Origin of the sequence: Janthinobacterium sp. MP5059B, from assembly GCF_001758645.1 — a bacterium.
In the GTDB taxonomy this organism is placed as follows: Bacteria; Pseudomonadota; Gammaproteobacteria; order Burkholderiales; family Burkholderiaceae_D; genus Janthinobacterium; species Janthinobacterium lividum.
Genome location: NZ_LRHX01000016.1, coordinates 1 through 15,227 on the forward strand (window position 1 = coordinate 1; position 15,227 = coordinate 15,227).

Sequence of the window (15,227 nt, forward strand, 5' to 3'; positions counted from 1 at the left end):
GCACGTAGTTGCCCGCATCGGCGCCCGTCAGCTGGCCCGTCGCCACCTGGTAATCGACCACCTTGCCAGTACCGACATGCTTGTCGCGGAAGCTGCCCTGCAAGCCGGCCATGCTGACCTGATCGCCCGTCACCAGGCCTTCGAAGTAGCCGTTCAGGCCCGCTTGCAAGGTGCCGTCATAGACGCGGCTTTGCGCGCCCGTGACGCCATAGTTCAGCACGCGCGCCGTGATGTCGGCCATCGTGCTGCCCGCATTTCCATTCAGCACGTAGTTGCCCGCATCGGCGCCCGTCAGCTGGCCCGTCGCCACCTGGTAATCGACCACCTTGCCAGTACCGACATTCTTGTCGCGGAAGCTGCCCTGCAAGCCGGTCATGCTGACCTGGTCGCCCGTCACCAGGCCCTCGAAGTAGCCGTTCAGGCCAGCTAGCAAGGTGCCGTCGTAGACGCGGCTTTGCGCGCCCGTGACGCCATAGTTCAGCATGCGCGCCGTGATGTCGGCCGTCGTGCTGCCCGCATTTCCATTCAGCACGTAGTTGCCCGCATCGGCGCCCGTCAGCTGGCCCGTCGCCACCTGGTAATCGACCACTTTTCCGGTGCCCACATGCTTGTCGCGGAAGCTGCCCTGCAAGCCGGTCATGCTGACCTGATCGCCCGTCACAAGGCCTTCAAAGTAGCCGTTCAGGCCAGCCTGCAAAGTGCCGTCGTAGACGCGGCTTTGCGCGCCCGTGACGCCATAGTTCAGCACGCGCGCGCTGATGTCCGCCGTGCCGTCCGCCGTGGTCGCGGCCAGGCTGTAGTTGCCCAGTTCATTGCCGCCCAGGGCCAGGCCGCTGGCATGCACGGCCTTGCCGTTGCCTGCATTCTTGTCGAGGAAGGCGGCGCTGCCACTGATGCTGATGTTGTCGCCCGCCACCACATTGCCCAGCACAAAATTGGCGCCGTCGTAACCCAGGGTGCCGTCATAGATCTTGCCATTGCCGCCGATGCTCACCGTCAGCGCGCGCGGCGTGATGGCGAAAGTCGTCGTGCCGCCCAGGCTGATGTCGTACTTGGTCGACCACAGGCCTGTCGCTGCATAGCTGCCCACATTGCGCGCGTTGCTGCCGTAGCCGAGGCTGCCATTTACGCCCGTGTCGCCGTCGATCAATCCCACATAGCCGATCGAACCGAGGAAGGCAGCCAACTGGCCATCGTAGACCTTGCCCGCAGCATTGCCAGAAAGGTTCACTTGCAGCGGTTTCAGGAAAGCCTTCAGCATCGGCGTCGTGTAGCCATCGTAGATGCGCCACACGCTGCTGAAATTGTAGTCGTTGAACATGCCCTGCTGCTTCATCTGCGCCGTGCTGCGTCCGCTGGAACCACCGCCATCCATCAGCACCAGCGATGTTTCATAATTAAAAAAACCATAGCTGAACGGGGAACCGGAAGACACGCGGCCGGCTACCGCGCCCACTGCCGCATAGCCGCTGCCAGTCACGGCGCCACTGCTGAAGACATGGCTGACGCTGCCCGTGCTTTCGCCGACCAGCCCGCCCATGTTTTCCCAGGCGAGAATGGGATCGGCAACGCCGGCCCGGCCCACGGCACCGCTGGCATACGCATCATCGATGCTGCCGCCGTTCAGGCCCACCAGGCCGCCGATGCTGCGTGCGCCAGTGACATTGCCGGTGGCATAAGACTGGCTCAGCGCGCCCTGGTTATTGCCAACCAGGCCGCCGATCATTTCACGCGCGCCCGTCACCACGCCGGTGGCATACGAGGTCGTGATGCTGGCGCCGGACGCATTCAATCCCGCCAGGCCGCCGATGGCGCCGCCGCCATCGGCATTGATGCCGGTGACGGCGCCGCTGCTGGCGGACAGCGTGATGGCGCCCCCGTTGCTGCCCACCAGGCCGCCAACATTGCGCTGGCCACTGACGGCCATGCTGCTGTTCACGCCATCGATATTGCCGCTGACGACCTCGCCCGCCAGCGCGCCCACGTTGGCCGTACCGGTGACGCTGCCGCCGCTCAGGGTCAGGTTGCGCAAGGTGCCGCCCTGGATGGTGCCAAACAGGCCTGCCGCCGAACCGGACGCCAGGCTGCGGTCGATTTTCAAGTTACTGAGAGTAAATCCGGCGCCATCGAACACGCCGGAAAAACCGCTGCCGCTGCCGGCGATCGGCACAAAACCCTGGCCATCGTTCCAGTTCGCGGTGCCGCTGGCGTCGATATTGCCCGCCAGGCGATAGCTGTTGCCAAGGCCGAGGCTGCCGATGCCTTGCAAGCCATGGATATCGGCGATCAGATAGGGCGAGGACGAACCGCCGTCGCCGCCTGCCGCGCGCAGGAAGCTCCCCTGCGCGATGCTGAAACCGCGCGCGGAAAACGCGGGCAGGCTGGCGCTGTTCTGCACCCAGCGGCCGCCATCGAGCAGGAAGTCGCCGCCCGCGCTGACGGCGCCGCTCGCGCTGATGTTATTGCCGGAAGCCAGGGTCAAGCCCTTGGCCACGCTGAGGGGGCCGTTCAGGTTGATATTGCCGCCCGTGCGCAGCACAAGCTGGTTCAACTCGCCTTGCGACGCCAAGTCCATCGCGCCCACGAGATTGACGACCCCGGTAAAACTGTCGCCGCCCACCTGCACGGTGCCGGCGCTGATGGTCTTCAATTCCGCTTCGCTCAAACCCAGGCTGCCGGCATTGTCCGCCGCGCCGGTGCCCAGGGTGATGGCGCCCACGCTGGAACGGCGGTTCAGGCTGACGGTGCCACCCGCCGTGGCCGCTATCGATTGCGCCCCGCCGCCCAGGCTCATATTGTCGGCAACCAGATTGACCGCGCCGGCGGACAAGCCGCCGCCACTGGCGAGCGACAGCAAGCCGCCGGCCGTGGCGGTGATACTGCTGCCGTCCTGGCGCAGCGCCAGCGTGTTCGAGACGAGCACATTGCCGCCGCTTTCGAGCACCAGGTTTTTCACGCCGCCGTCCGCCGCGACCGTTGCCAGGTCGATCGCCTGCTCCACCGTCAGGTCGCCGCCTGCAGCGCTGCCGATATGCACGCTGCCGGCGGCGATGCGGTTCAGTTCGGCGTTTGTCAGGCGCAGGCCGCTGCCAGGCTTGTCACCCAGCGCGATCTGCCGTCCCGCGCTGAACGCTTGCAGGGTCACCCCGGCATTGCCGGCGGCGCCGCCAACATTGATGGCGCCGTTGATGCTGATGTTGTCCGCCTCCAGCAGCACCGTCTGACCGGTGACGCCACTGCCCAGCAGCTGATCGCCGCTGCCCGTCAGGTCGATGGATCCACCGGCGACATTCGCGCGCAAGGTCAAATTGCCGTTGCCGACATTCACGGAGCCGACGCCAAAAGTGACGCCGGCGCCGGACAACCGTACGTCGCCATTGCCGCTGCCGAGCGCCGCGTTCAGATTCACATTCGAGCCGGCGCCATAGGCCATGCCAGCGGCCGCATCATTGGCCGACAGCGTGATATGGCCGCCATTGGTGGTGATGGGCGCATTGACATTGATGATCTCGCCCGCCTGCGCCGTCAAGCCCACGCCTTGCTGCGCGATGTTGATGGCGCTATTGAAATTGATGCGGTGCAGGGCCTGCAGCGTGACGTTGCTGCTGGCGCCGGAAATGAGGTCGGCGCCGATGCTGGCGTTGCCGGTGGCCGGAGAGTCGGCGAATTGATCGAAGGAACTCAGCTGGCCGCCCGAACCGGCGACCACGGTGATATCGTAAGGATCGAGCAGCCAGTTGCCGCGCTTGCCATGCGCCGCGCTGGTATTGACGCGGATGCCATCGACGGCCAGGTAATGGCCGGATGTTTCCACGAAGCCCCCGTCGCCGCCCTGCGCACCGCCGCGCGCGGAAATGCTGCCGTGTACCTGGGCCGATTCATTGCCCCAGGCGATGACCTTGCCGCCGTTGCCACCATGGACGGCATCGGCATTGACGCTGGCGTCCTTGCCGACGAGCACCTGCCGCGCATTCTGCACGGCCGCGTTCTTGCCCTGGTAGTCGCCGCCCAGCAAGACCGTGCCGCCGCCCGTGGCGCCGCTGGCGTCGATTGCCGCGTTGCCCAGCAAACCCACCTGCTCGCCCAGCACCTGGATGTCTCCCCCCTTGCCCACCGCGCTAGTGGCACTGGTGACGCTGCCCGCCTCGAGCAACGCCTTGCCGCTGGCCTTGAGCACGATCCTGCCATTCTCGCCGACGACGGCGCTGTTGGCGTTGAGCACGCCGCGCTGGCTGACCAGCGCGCCGGCCATGCCGATGCTGCCGCCCTGGGCGATGATCTGGCCCAGGTTCAGGGCCTGGTCCGCTGGTGCCGAGACCAGCACGCGCAATTGCGGATTGCCGGGGTCGGCCAGCTGCACGCTGCGTCCGGCCGCCAGGATCACTTCGCCATTTGGCGCCGTGATGATGCCCGTGTTTTCCACGTTCGGCGCGATCAGCAGCACTTGCCCGCCCTTGCCCGCGTTGATGGTGCCCGCATTGCTGACGGCACCGGCCACGCCGGCGGCCGTGAACTGGCGCTTGCCGGCCAGGAAATCCTCGTTCGTCATGCCCAGACTGGACGCCACCAGCCCGTTCACGTCCACTTTCGCGCCCTGGCCAAAAACGATGCCGTTCGGGTTGATCAGGAAGACCTTGCCGTTCGATTCGAGCGCGCCCAGGATCTTGCTGGGGTCTTGTCCCGTGATGCGGTTGAGTACGGCGCTATTGCCGTTTTGCTGGATGAAACGCGTGATTTCGCCCGCATGGATGGAAAAACTCTGCCAGTTGATGATGGTGTTGGGCGTGTTCGTGATCGAGAAGATGTTGCCCTGCTGGTTGAACGTCGCCTGTCCGTTGACCACCTGCGGCAAGGCGGGGTTGGCCTGCGCCGCGCCAAAACAGCCGGCCAGCAGCAGCGCCAGCGCCGTGCGGCGCAGGGGCAGCGCAAAGGGTGACGAAAAGGATGGCGTCAGGATGAAAACGGAGGCGTGCTGGACATGGTTGTGCATGGTGTTCATCCTGATACTAGTAGGCCAAGGCGAGGCGGAAATGCAGGCGGTTGGCACCCCGCTGTCCCGTGTCGCCGCCATTGACGACATGGGCGTAATCGAGTTGCAGATTGGCATAGCGGCTCAGCAGTAAACGCAGGCCGAGGCCGCCGCTGCTGATGCCTTGCGACGCGCTTTCGCCGGGCAGCCCATGGTTGCGGCGCAGCCATGCCGTGTCATAGAACGCCAGTGCGCGGCATTGGTAGCCGAGTGCCTGGCCGCACCAGTTCGGCGTATACAGTTCCAGGTTCAGGTTGACGCCCGAATCATTCGATACCTCGCGCTCGGCAAAGCCGCGCACGGACGCGGCGCCACCGGCGCCGAACTGCTCGCCCGGCACCAAGGCATCGGGCGTGACTTGCGCGTTGACGAGCGCGCGCCATTGCCAGTCGCCGGCCAGCACGCGCCCCGAGCTGGCGCTCAGGCGCAGGGTGTTGTAGGCCGCCTTGGCATGCGCGCGCACGCGGTCGAAATCGGTTTGCGCACCATGCTTGCCACCAGGGATATTGTGCGCGAAGGTGACCGCCACGCTGGTCTCGCCCGTGGGCAAGGTCCAGTTGCCGATGTAGCTGACGCTGAGCGGATGCACGGTGACGTCGGCGCCCAGCTCCATGCCAAACAGCTGCACGCTGTTGCGATACGCCTTGTAATCGACGCCGTACACGAGCTTGGGTTCGAAATCGCCGCTGCGGGCAAAGTTCTGGTTGTAGCGGATGCCGGCCATGCTGCCCTGGCCGCTGACGGCCAGGTCGAAGATGCCGGCCGAGACGCTGCCCGAATCGACGTTCGAATAGCTGGCGAAGAAATCCATCGAGTCGCCCAGCGCATACAGCGGCAGGTGGTAGCCGGCGCCATACACGCCCACCTTGTCCGGCTTTTCCAGGCTGCTCGTGTATTGCAGGCTGGCGACATGGTCGCGGCCGAACAGGTTGGCATGCTGTAGCACCACGCCCACGTGCGTCTTGCCCGTTTGCGCATTGCCCGTATTGTCGACGTTAAGCATGGCTTTCCAGGGCTTTTCATCAGCCACCGTGACGATGGCGTCGATGGCGCCCGCCGGCTCGTCCGCTTGCAGGCGCACTTCGATCTTGCGCGCCGGGTTTTCATTGGCCAGCCTCAGGCTTTGCGACAGGGCCGGCACGTTCGGCGTCTCGCCTTCGCGCAGGGACGGCAGGGCGCGCCGCACGTTGGCCTCGTCGACATGCGCGTTGCCGCTGATGGCGAGCTTGCCCAGCGGCGTTTGCAGCACGCTCAGGCGCACCACGCCCCGTTCCAGTTCCTGCTCGGGCAATTGCACCTGCACGGCGCTGTAACCGCGCTCGCGGTAGGCCGCTTCCAGCGCCTCGACGGCGCGGGCGATGTCGGAAAAATCGCGCTGCGCGCCCGTGTAAGGTGCCAGCAAAGCTTGCACCTGCGCGGACGTGAGCAGGGTATTGCCCTGGACATCGAAGCGGCGGATCTCGAAGCGCGGCACGCCGTCTTCCTGCATGGCAGGAGCAACTTCATCCATGGGAACGGCAGCGCCGGCGGCGCCGACGGCGAACAGCAGCGCGGAACCCGCAAGCAGGTGCACCAAACGATATGTCATGTGAAGGATTTCTTGTGTAACCGGACAAGCGCGCGGCCCGCAGGCGCCAGCATGTCCGGCAATGGATTGAAGACAAATTTTAGACGGCTTTTAGTTTCCAGTCAGAAATTTCTAACATTTCTCCCTGATTTTTATCGCAGCGCAACAAACCGTGCGCCGGCGAGGGTGAAAAATGCGGCCATCGCTTGCATTTTCGGGCGCGATGGCGGGCTATTTGCTGTGCAATGCTGTCACACCATCCCAGTCGGCAGGCGGCGGCGCGTTGCGGTACTGCTCCAGGCGCGCCGCGTACAGCCGGTACAGGCCGTCATCGGGAAAGTCCGCCTGCAAGCGGGCCAGCTGCGCACCAGCCTGCTCCCAGTCGCGCGCGCGCAGCCGGACCAGCACCGCATGCCAGCGTTCCAGCTGCGCCAGCTCCGCTTTGCTGGCGTCGGCCAGCAGGCCGCGCGGCTCGAAGATGGCCACCGCTTCCTGCTTGCCCAGCACGCGTATGCGATCGAGCTCGCGGTACAGGAAATCCGGGGCGGCGGCGCGCGTGGCCTCGCCCACCACGATGCCCACGCCATACAGCTTGCTGGCGCCTTCCAGGCGCGCGGCCAGGTTGACGCTGTCGCCCATCACGGTATAGGCGCGGCGGATGCGCGAGCCCATGTCGCCCACATGCATGGAACCCGTATTGATGCCGATGCCGATGCGCAGCGCCGGCCAGCCGCGCGCACAAAACTGCCGGTTCAGCCGCGCCGCGCTGCCCTGCATCAGCAAGGCGCTGGCCACGGCCCGGCTGGCATGATCGCCAAAGGCGACGGGCGCGCCCCAGAACGCCATCACGGCGTCGCCGATGTATTTATCCAGGGTGCCGCCATGGCTGTCGCGGATATCTTCCGACATGGCCGTCAGATACTCATTGATGTATTCGCGCAGCGCGGCCGGCGCCAGCTGCTCGGAAATGGCCGTGAAACCGCGCACGTCGGCAAACAGCACCGTCAGTTCGCGGTTCTCGCCCTCCATGGTATAGCGCTGCGGATCGTCGGCCATCTCGGCCACCAGCTCGGGTGCCACATATTCGCCGAAGCGCGCCACCAGCGCGCGTCCCTTGCGCACCTCGAAAAAATAGCCCCACGCCAGGTTGGCGATGAACAGTGCAAGGATCAGCAGCAGCAGCACTGCACCGCCCAGCACCAGGTCGTGCGCGGCGTACAGGTACAGGTTGATGCCGATGGCCGCCGCCAGCGCGCCCACGGTGGCCAGCATCACGCCGGCCGGCGGCAGCACTGCCAGGGCGCCCGCCAGCAGCAGGCCACACAGCACGATCTGCACCAGTTCCAATGCCAGCGCATAGTCGGGCCGCGCCTTGAAGCGCCCGTCGAGCATGGACTTGATCAGGTTGGCGTGCACCTCCACCCCCGGATACTCGGCATTCACGGGCGTGGCGCGGATATCGTTCAGGCCGGGCGCCGTGGTCCCCACCAGCACGATGGCGCCCTTCAGCAGCGCGGGCGGGACCGTGCCGGCCAGCACGTCGGACGCCGAGACGTAGCGGAAGGCGCCGCCATCGGGGCCGCCCGTGCCGCGGTACTGCACCGTGGTCGTCAAGGCTTCGCCCACGGGGATCGCCATCGCGCCGCGCGGGGTGAACAGCATGAGGTGTTCGAGTCCGCCGTTGGCCAGTTCGCGCGCCGACAGGGTGTCGGCCGTGCCCGTGAAGCGGGGAGCGATGGCGCGCGCCTGCAGGTAGACGGCGACGGTGGCCAGCGACAGCGAAGGATAGTAGCCGTCGCCGATGCGCTGCAACAGGGTCGAGGAACGCACCACGCCATCGGCATCGGTCAGGGCCGTGAAGATGCCGGCGCCTTGCGCGGCCGCCTGCAGGGGCGCGATATTGGCTTCGTAGCCGCGCGCCACATAGGCCGTGACGCTGCGCCCGTTCAAATCGGCCACGGTGAAGGCCGGCTTGGGCAGCACGCCCTTCCTTTGCTGCTCCGAGACGCTGTAGCCGAGCACCACGGGCTGGCCGCGCATGGCCTCGGCAAACAGGCCGTCGTAATCCATGGCGGGGCGCAGTTTTTCCAGCTGCGCCGGCAAGCCGGCCACGCCCGCCAGTTCGCCATGCGCCAGGCCTTGCAGCACGGCGTAGCCGGAACTGGTGTCCGCTTCGGGAAACGCGATATCGAAGCCCAGCGCAGACACGCCGTAATGGCCGGTGAGCTGGCGTACCAGACGCGCCTGGATATCGCGGCTCCAGGGAAAACGGCCCACCCGGGCCAGGCTTTGCTCGTCGATGTCGACGATGACGATGCGGCGGTCGAGCTGCGGCTTTTCCGCGCGCATGCGCCAGTCGCCCAGCATGGCGTCCAGGCGCGCGATGTTGTCGTTGCCGGCCAGGCACAGCACGGCCGCCGCCAGCGTCAGCAGTATGCCCAGCAAGCAACGCGCCCCATGCTTGCGCAAGGCCAGCGACGGCTTCAAGGGGTATAGCCTGGAATGGCCGCCTCGTCGACGGCATCGATCTGGCTCGGATGCATGTGCTTTTCAGCGAAGGTCAGATAGACTTTGCTGCGGATGAAGACGTCGAACAGCTCCGGGTCGATATGCCCGTTCAGGCTGAAATTGCCGAGGATGCGCAGGGATTCGGACAGCGGCTTGCCCTTCTTGTAGGGCCGGTCGCGCGCCGTCAGGGCCTCGAAAATATCGGCGATGGCCATCAGCCGCGCCGGCACCGACATCTGCTCTTTCGTCAGCCCGCGCGGATAGCCCTTGCCATCCATGCGCTCGTGGTGGCCGCCCGCATACTCGGGCACCTTTTGCAGGTGCTTGGGCCACGGCAGCGCTTCGAGCATGCGAATCGACACGCTGATATGGTTGTTGACGATGGCCCGCTCGGCCGCCGTCAGGGTGCCGGCGCGGATGGTCAGGTTTTCCGTCTCGTCGGCGTCCAGAAAATCGCGCAGTTCGCCATCGGCCGCGCGCCAGCGGCGCCTGGCGATCTGCCGCACGCGCTCCTGGTCCGCCTGCGCCATGCTTTCGCCGCCGATGTTCACCCTGCGGATGAAGTCGCGCTCTTCGCGCAGCGCGGCCTGCTCCTGCGCCAGCGCGCGGGCAATGGCATCTTTCTGCTGCGGCTGCGCCGCCTGCTGGCGCAGGGCCGCGATCTCGGCGTCGCGCAGCAGCACTTCGTAGCGCGTATCGATCAGGGCGATGCGGTCAAAAATGGTTTCCAGCTTGGTCGCCTTGTCGACCACGTGCACGGGCGTGGTGATCTTGCCGCAATCGTGCAGCAGGCCGGCCAGCCACAGCTGCTTGCGCTCGTTGTCGCTGAGCCTAAAATCGGCCAGCGGTCCGGTGTCCGTCGCATGCGCGGCGTCCGCCAGCAGCATCGTCAGCTCGGGCACGAACTGGCAGTGGCGTCCCGTGTACGGCGACTTTTCATCGATGCCGATATTGATCAGGGTAACCAGCGATTCAAGCAGCTCTTCCAGCTGCGAGATGAGCAGTTGATTCGTCAGCGCCACGCCCGCCTGCGCGGCCAGCGCCTCGATGAAGCGCTGGTCGGTGGAGGAAAAGGCGCGCACCTGCCCCGTTTCCCCATCCTTGGCATTGACCAGCTGCAGCACGCCGATCAAGTCGCCCTCGTGGTCGCTCATGGGCACCGTCAGGATCGATTGCGTGTGGTAGCCGTGGTGGCGGTCGAACTCGCGCATGCCGGAAAAATTGAAGCCCTCGTCGCGGTAGACGTCGGCGATATTCACACTGCGGCGCAGGTTCGCCGCATACGCGGCCACCGATGCCAGGTTGGGCTGGCCGGCAGCGTCGAACAGGGGCACGCCAGGCAAGCCCATGTCCGCCCCCTGCGCGATGCCCAGGCTATCGTTGACGCTGATGTCGAACGCCAGCTGGCGGCCCTCGGCCATGGGCCGGTACAGGGTGGCGCCATCGGCGCCGCTCATGCTTTTTGCCAGCAGCACGATGCGCTGCAACAGCGCGCCGATATCGTGCCCCTCGCCGCCCAGGCCATGGCCGAGCGCGACACTGAGTTCGGTCAATTGCTCCAGTCTGTGGGCGATTTTCTCAGGGTGCAGCTGAGGCATGTTGGCGGCAATCAGGTAATGGGCAAGCAAAAAAGGGGAAGTCGGCAAGCGCCAGTGTAACGGCCACCCTGCGCACTGTACATTACTTAGTTACAACAAAATGAAATAACTTTCCGTATCGCAACACGCATAAATGTTGCCGCCAATCTCATTAATTAGAATAGAATCAACAATAATTACACCGTAACAAGGTACTGAATGAAATTCACGTTCAGGGGCGTGCGCGGCTCCATCCCCTCTCCCGGCCCGCGCACGGCGCGCTATGGCGGCAACACCACGTGCATCGAAGTACGCACCGACAGCGATAGCCTGATCATTCTCGATGCGGGCAGCGGCATCTTCTCGCTGGCGCAGCAACTGCCGCCAGGCGAGCCTGTTGACGCGCACGTCTTCATCACGCACAGCCACTGGGACCACATCCACGGCCTGCCCATGTTTTCGCCCCTGTTTGTGGCCGGCAACCGCATGCGCCTGTACGGCGCCCACGATGCCGTCGCCGGACGCGGCATCGAGCACGTGATGGCGGTGCAACTGCAAAACAGCTATTTTCCCGTCAGCGAAGCGGCCATGGCGGCCTGCATCGAGTACCGCACCCTGGCGCCCGGCGAGGCCGTCGAGGTAGGCGGCGCGCAGGTGCGCGGCGCGGAAATGAACCACCCCGTCGTCAACCTCGGCTACCGCATCGACTGCGGCGGCGCCGCGCTGTTTTTCAGCGGCGATCATGAACCGTTCTACAACCTGCATCCGCCCGGCCATGCCGAGCATGCGGCCTGCGCGGCGCGCAATGCACAGCGCCAGGCCGGCATCGACGCGGTGGTAGCCGGCGTCGATGCGCTGATCATGGATTGCTCGTACACGCGCGAGGAATACCCGGGCAAGCAGGGCTGGGGCCACGGCACCTTCGACGCCGCCTTCGACCTGGCCCTGCGCTGCGGCGCGCGGCGCCTGTACTGCACCCACCACGAACCGACCCGCAGCGACGAGCAGCTCGAAGCCGTGTTTGCCGACGTGATGGGCCGCTATGCGAGCCGCCTGGCCGGCTTGCAGGTGTTTCTCGCCTATGAGGGGCTGACGGTGGAACTGGCCGGCGCATAAAAAAAAAGGAACCTTGCGGTTCCTTTTTTTGAATGTGCCCAATTGGCCCAAGGCCCTCTGAAAACCGTAGCGAGCAAGCCCGATATCGGATTGAGTAGCGGAGCTGTACTTTAGTGCAGCGAGCAACGGAGATTCGATAGGGGGCTGCGCAGTAGGTTTGCAGGGGCGCCTTACATGATGTGGTGGCCAATCCACCAGGCGACTGCGGCAACGAAGGCGGAAGCGGGAATCGTGAAGATCCAGGCCCAGACGATATTGCCCGCCACGCCCCAGCGCACGGCCGACATTTTTTGCGACGAGCCGACGCCGACGATGGCGCCCGTGATCGTGTGCGTGGTCGACACGGGAATGCCCAGCGCCGTCGAGACGAACAGGGTGATCGCACCGCCGGTTTCGGCGCAGAAGCCGCCCACCGGTTTGAGCTTGGTGATCTTCTGGCCCATGGTCTTGACGATGCGCCAGCCGCCGAACAGCGTACCGAAGCTGATGGCCGTGTAGCACGAGATGATGACCCACATCGGCGGCATGGCATCGGCCGCGCTCGAGTAGCCGGCGGCGATCAGCAGCATCCAGATGATGCCGATGGTTTTTTGCGCATCGTTGCCGCCGTGGCCCAGGCTGTAGGCGGCCGCCGATACCAGTTGCAAACGGCGGAACCACTTGTCGACCTTGCGCGGCGTCGAACGCACGAATATCCACGACACGAGCAGCATCATGATCGAACCGAACACAAAGCCCAGCACGGGTGCGATGACGATGAAAGCCACGGTTTTCCACAGGCCGGCCGCGACCAGCGCGCCCGTGCCGGACTTGGCGACAGCGGCGCCCACCAGGCCGCCGATCAGCGCGTGCGAGGACGACGAAGGAATGCCGTAGTACCAGGTAAACAAATTCCAGAAGATGGCGCCCATCAGCGCGCCGAAGATCACGTACTGGTCGATCACCGCCGGGTCGATGGTGCCCTTGCCCACCGTGGCGGCCACGGTCAGCTGGTGGAACACGAAGATGGCGACGAAGTTGAACGTGGCGGCCATGGCAACCGCGGTCTGCGGTTTCAATACGCCCGTCGAGACCACCGTGGCGATCGCGTTGGCGGCATCGTGGAAGCCGTTCATGAAGTCAAACAGCAGCGCGAGGACGATCAACAGGCCTAGCACGTAGATGCTGATTTGTATGGTCATTGTAGTTTCTTTTCTGATTCTGGTTCAGGACAGGCCCAACGCTTACGCGTTTTCGACGATGATGCCTTCGATAATATTGGACACATCTTCGCAACGGTCGGTCACGGTTTCCAGAATTTCGTAGATCGCTTTCAGCTTGATCAGGTTGCGCACGTCCGGCTCATCGCGGAACAGCTTGGACATGGCGGCGCGCATCACGTGGTCGGCGTCCGATTCCAGGCGGTCGATCTCTTCGCAGATGGCGACGATCTTGCGCGAGTTGTCCATGTTGTGCAGCATGGCGACGGCGTCGCGCACTTTTTCGGTACAGGCCAGCACCAGTTCGGCCAGGCGCTTGGCTTCCGGCGTGACGGCTTTCAGGTCGTACAGCGAAACGGTTTGCGCCGCATCTTCCAGCAGGTCGAGGATGTCGTCCTGGCGCGTGATCAGCTGATGGATGTCGTCGCGGTCGATCGGCGTGATGAAGGTCTTGTGCAGCATTTCCACGGTGGCGTAGGTGACTTTGTCCGCCTGTTTCTCGATGCTTTCGATCGCATGCACGCGGTTTTCCAGGTCGTCGAAATTGGTCATCAGGCCGAGCATCTCTTTGGCGCCCTTGACGCACAGTTCCGCGTGCTGGTTAAACAATTCAAAAAACTTGCCCTCAGTGGGCATCAAGCGTCCAAACATGTCATTCTCCGTTAAGCATTGAGTCGTGTTATTTACTACAGAAAGCCGCCCCTTTTGATGAAGGGGCGGCCAATGGAATATCAGTGCTGCTGTGTTAGTCGCCTTGGTAAAGCGCCAGGCCACCACTGTAATTGCCAAATTTGGTGTACTGCCCCATGAAGGTGAGGCGGATGCTGCCGATTGGACCGTTACGTTGTTTACCGATGATGATTTCGGCCGTTCCCTTGTCTGGCGAGTCGGGGTTATACACCTCGTCGCGGTAAATGAACAGGATCACGTCGGCATCCTGCTCAATAGCGCCCGATTCGCGCAAGTCGGACATGACAGGACGTTTGTTCGGGCGTTGCTCCAGCGAGCGGTTCAGCTGGGACAGCGCGATCACGGGGCAACCGAGTTCTTTCGCCAGGCCTTTCAAGCCCCGTGAAATCTCGGAAATCTCCGTGGCGCGGTTGTCGCCCGGCGTATTGGCCGACATCAGCTGCAAGTAATCGACGATGATCAGGCCCAGCTTGCCGCATTGACGCGACAGGCGGCGCGAACGGGCGCGCAATTCGATCGAGTTGAGCGCCGGCGTTTCATCGATGTACAACTGCGCGTCGTTCATCTTCTGGATCGCATTCGTCAGGCGCGGCCAGTCCTCGTCGTTCAGGCGGCCCGTGCGCAGGCGGTGCTGGTCCAGCTGTCCGACGGAGCCGAGCATACGCATGGCCAGCTGGGCGCCGCCCATCTCCATCGAGAACACGGCCACGGGCAAGCCGCTGTCGATGGCCACGTTTTCGCCGATGTTGACGGAAAACGCCGTCTTGCCCATCGATGGACGGCCCGCCACGATCACCAGGTCGCCCGGCTGCAGACCGGAGGTCATGCGGTCGAGGTCGATGAAACCGGTGGGCACGCCCGTGATTTCACTCTGGTTGTCGCGGCTGTACAGTTCGTCGATGCGCTCGACCACTTGCGTCAGCAGGGGCTGGATGGCGGTCCAGCCCTGGGCGCCGCGCGCGCCTTCTTCGGCGATGGCGAAAATCTTTGACTCGGCCTCGTCAAGCATCTGCTTGACTTCCTTGCCTTGCGGGCTGAAGGCCGTGCCGGAAATATCGTCGGCGACGGTGATGAGCTTGCGCAGCACGCCGCGGTCGCGCACGATCTCGGCGTAGCGCCGGATGTTCGCGGCCGATGGCGTGTTTTGCGCCATGGCGTTCAGGTAAGCGAGTCCGCCCACATCATCGGCCTTGCCGAGCTGGGTCAGGGTTTCAAAAACAGTAATGACATCGGCTGGCTTGGAAGCGTTAACCATCTTGACGATTTGCTCGAAGATGATGCGATGGTCATAGCGATAGAAATCCTCCGCATGCATGAAGTCGGCGATGCGGTCATACGCGGCATTGTCGCGCAGCAGACCACCGATAACGGATTGTTCTGCTTCGATCGAATGCGGCGGAATACGGAGGGAATCCAGTTGCGGATCAGAGGGGGCGTTCATGGCGCGAATTATACCCGCTTCGGCGTGCTGGCAAAAATAAAGGGCTGAAATTGAGCGAAAAAAAGGCCACAAAAAAGCCGGGCGAACCCGGCTTTTCATA

Annotated in this window: 8 protein-coding genes; 1 reads left to right on the forward strand and 7 read right to left on the reverse strand. The window is 64.2% G+C overall.

The window, feature by feature from the left end; translation table 11 throughout:
• The 4 genes from JAB1_RS29625 to JAB1_RS17150 all read right to left on the reverse strand — a co-directional run.
• On the reverse strand, positions 1-4,990 hold a 4,990-nt coding region (locus JAB1_RS29625), incomplete at its 3' end, for a YDG domain-containing protein (protein WP_139144593.1).
• 16 nt (positions 4,991-5,006) lie between these two features.
• On the reverse strand, positions 5,007-6,617 hold the full coding sequence (locus JAB1_RS17140) for a ShlB/FhaC/HecB family hemolysin secretion/activation protein (protein WP_070281111.1): 1,611 nt from the start codon (positions 6,615-6,617) through the stop codon (positions 5,007-5,009).
• Positions 6,618-6,827: 210 nt separating this feature from the next.
• Entirely contained in the window at positions 6,828-9,083 is a 2,256-nt protein-coding gene (locus JAB1_RS17145; RefSeq protein ID WP_070281113.1) for an adenylate/guanylate cyclase domain-containing protein, read from the reverse strand.
• Positions 9,080-10,702: an HD family phosphohydrolase gene (locus JAB1_RS17150; protein WP_070281834.1), complete on the reverse strand. Its 1,623-nt coding sequence runs from the start codon at positions 10,700-10,702 to the stop codon at positions 9,080-9,082. The genes JAB1_RS17145 and JAB1_RS17150 overlap by 4 nt, the downstream gene beginning before the upstream one ends.
• A 198-nt stretch (positions 10,703-10,900) precedes the next feature.
• On the opposite strand from JAB1_RS17150, the gene JAB1_RS17155 reads away from it, so the two are divergent.
• Positions 10,901-11,797, forward strand: coding sequence for an MBL fold metallo-hydrolase (locus tag JAB1_RS17155; protein WP_070281115.1), 897 nt, complete (start codon positions 10,901-10,903; stop codon positions 11,795-11,797).
• Positions 11,798-11,967: 170 nt separating this feature from the next.
• On the opposite strand, the gene JAB1_RS17160 is transcribed toward JAB1_RS17155, so the two are convergent.
• The 3 genes from JAB1_RS17160 to JAB1_RS17170 form a co-directional block, all read right to left on the reverse strand.
• Entirely contained in the window at positions 11,968-12,978 is a 1,011-nt protein-coding gene (locus JAB1_RS17160) for an inorganic phosphate transporter (RefSeq protein ID WP_034783457.1), read from the reverse strand.
• A gap of 42 nt (positions 12,979-13,020) precedes the next feature.
• Positions 13,021-13,647 (reverse strand): DUF47 domain-containing protein, encoded by a 627-nt coding sequence (locus JAB1_RS17165; RefSeq protein ID WP_010400015.1) that lies wholly within the window; start codon positions 13,645-13,647, stop codon positions 13,021-13,023.
• 94 nt (positions 13,648-13,741) lie between these two features.
• The gene (locus tag JAB1_RS17170) at positions 13,742-15,127 is read right to left on the reverse strand and encodes a replicative DNA helicase (protein WP_034750488.1); all 1,386 of its coding nucleotides are present in this window, start codon (positions 15,125-15,127) and stop codon (positions 13,742-13,744) included.
• Between the last annotated feature and the right edge of the window lie 100 nt (positions 15,128-15,227).

Excerpts from the sequence above, each read along its gene's own strand:
- JAB1_RS17160 (WP_034783457.1), bottom strand. The coding sequence starts at position 12,978 with ATGACCATACAAATCAGCATCTACGTGCTAGGCCTGTTGATCGTCCTC.
- JAB1_RS17150 (WP_070281834.1), bottom strand. The coding sequence starts at position 10,702 with ATGCCTCAGCTGCACCCTGAGAAAATCGCCCACAGACTGGAGCAATTG.
- JAB1_RS17155 (WP_070281115.1), top strand. The coding sequence starts at position 10,901 with ATGAAATTCACGTTCAGGGGCGTGCGCGGCTCCATCCCCTCTCCCGGC.
- JAB1_RS17170 (WP_034750488.1), bottom strand. The coding sequence starts at position 15,127 with ATGAACGCCCCCTCTGATCCGCAACTGGATTCCCTCCGTATTCCGCCG.
- JAB1_RS17140 (WP_070281111.1), bottom strand. The coding sequence starts at position 6,617 with ATGACATATCGTTTGGTGCACCTGCTTGCGGGTTCCGCGCTGCTGTTC.
- JAB1_RS17165 (WP_010400015.1), bottom strand. The coding sequence starts at position 13,647 with ATGTTTGGACGCTTGATGCCCACTGAGGGCAAGTTTTTTGAATTGTTT.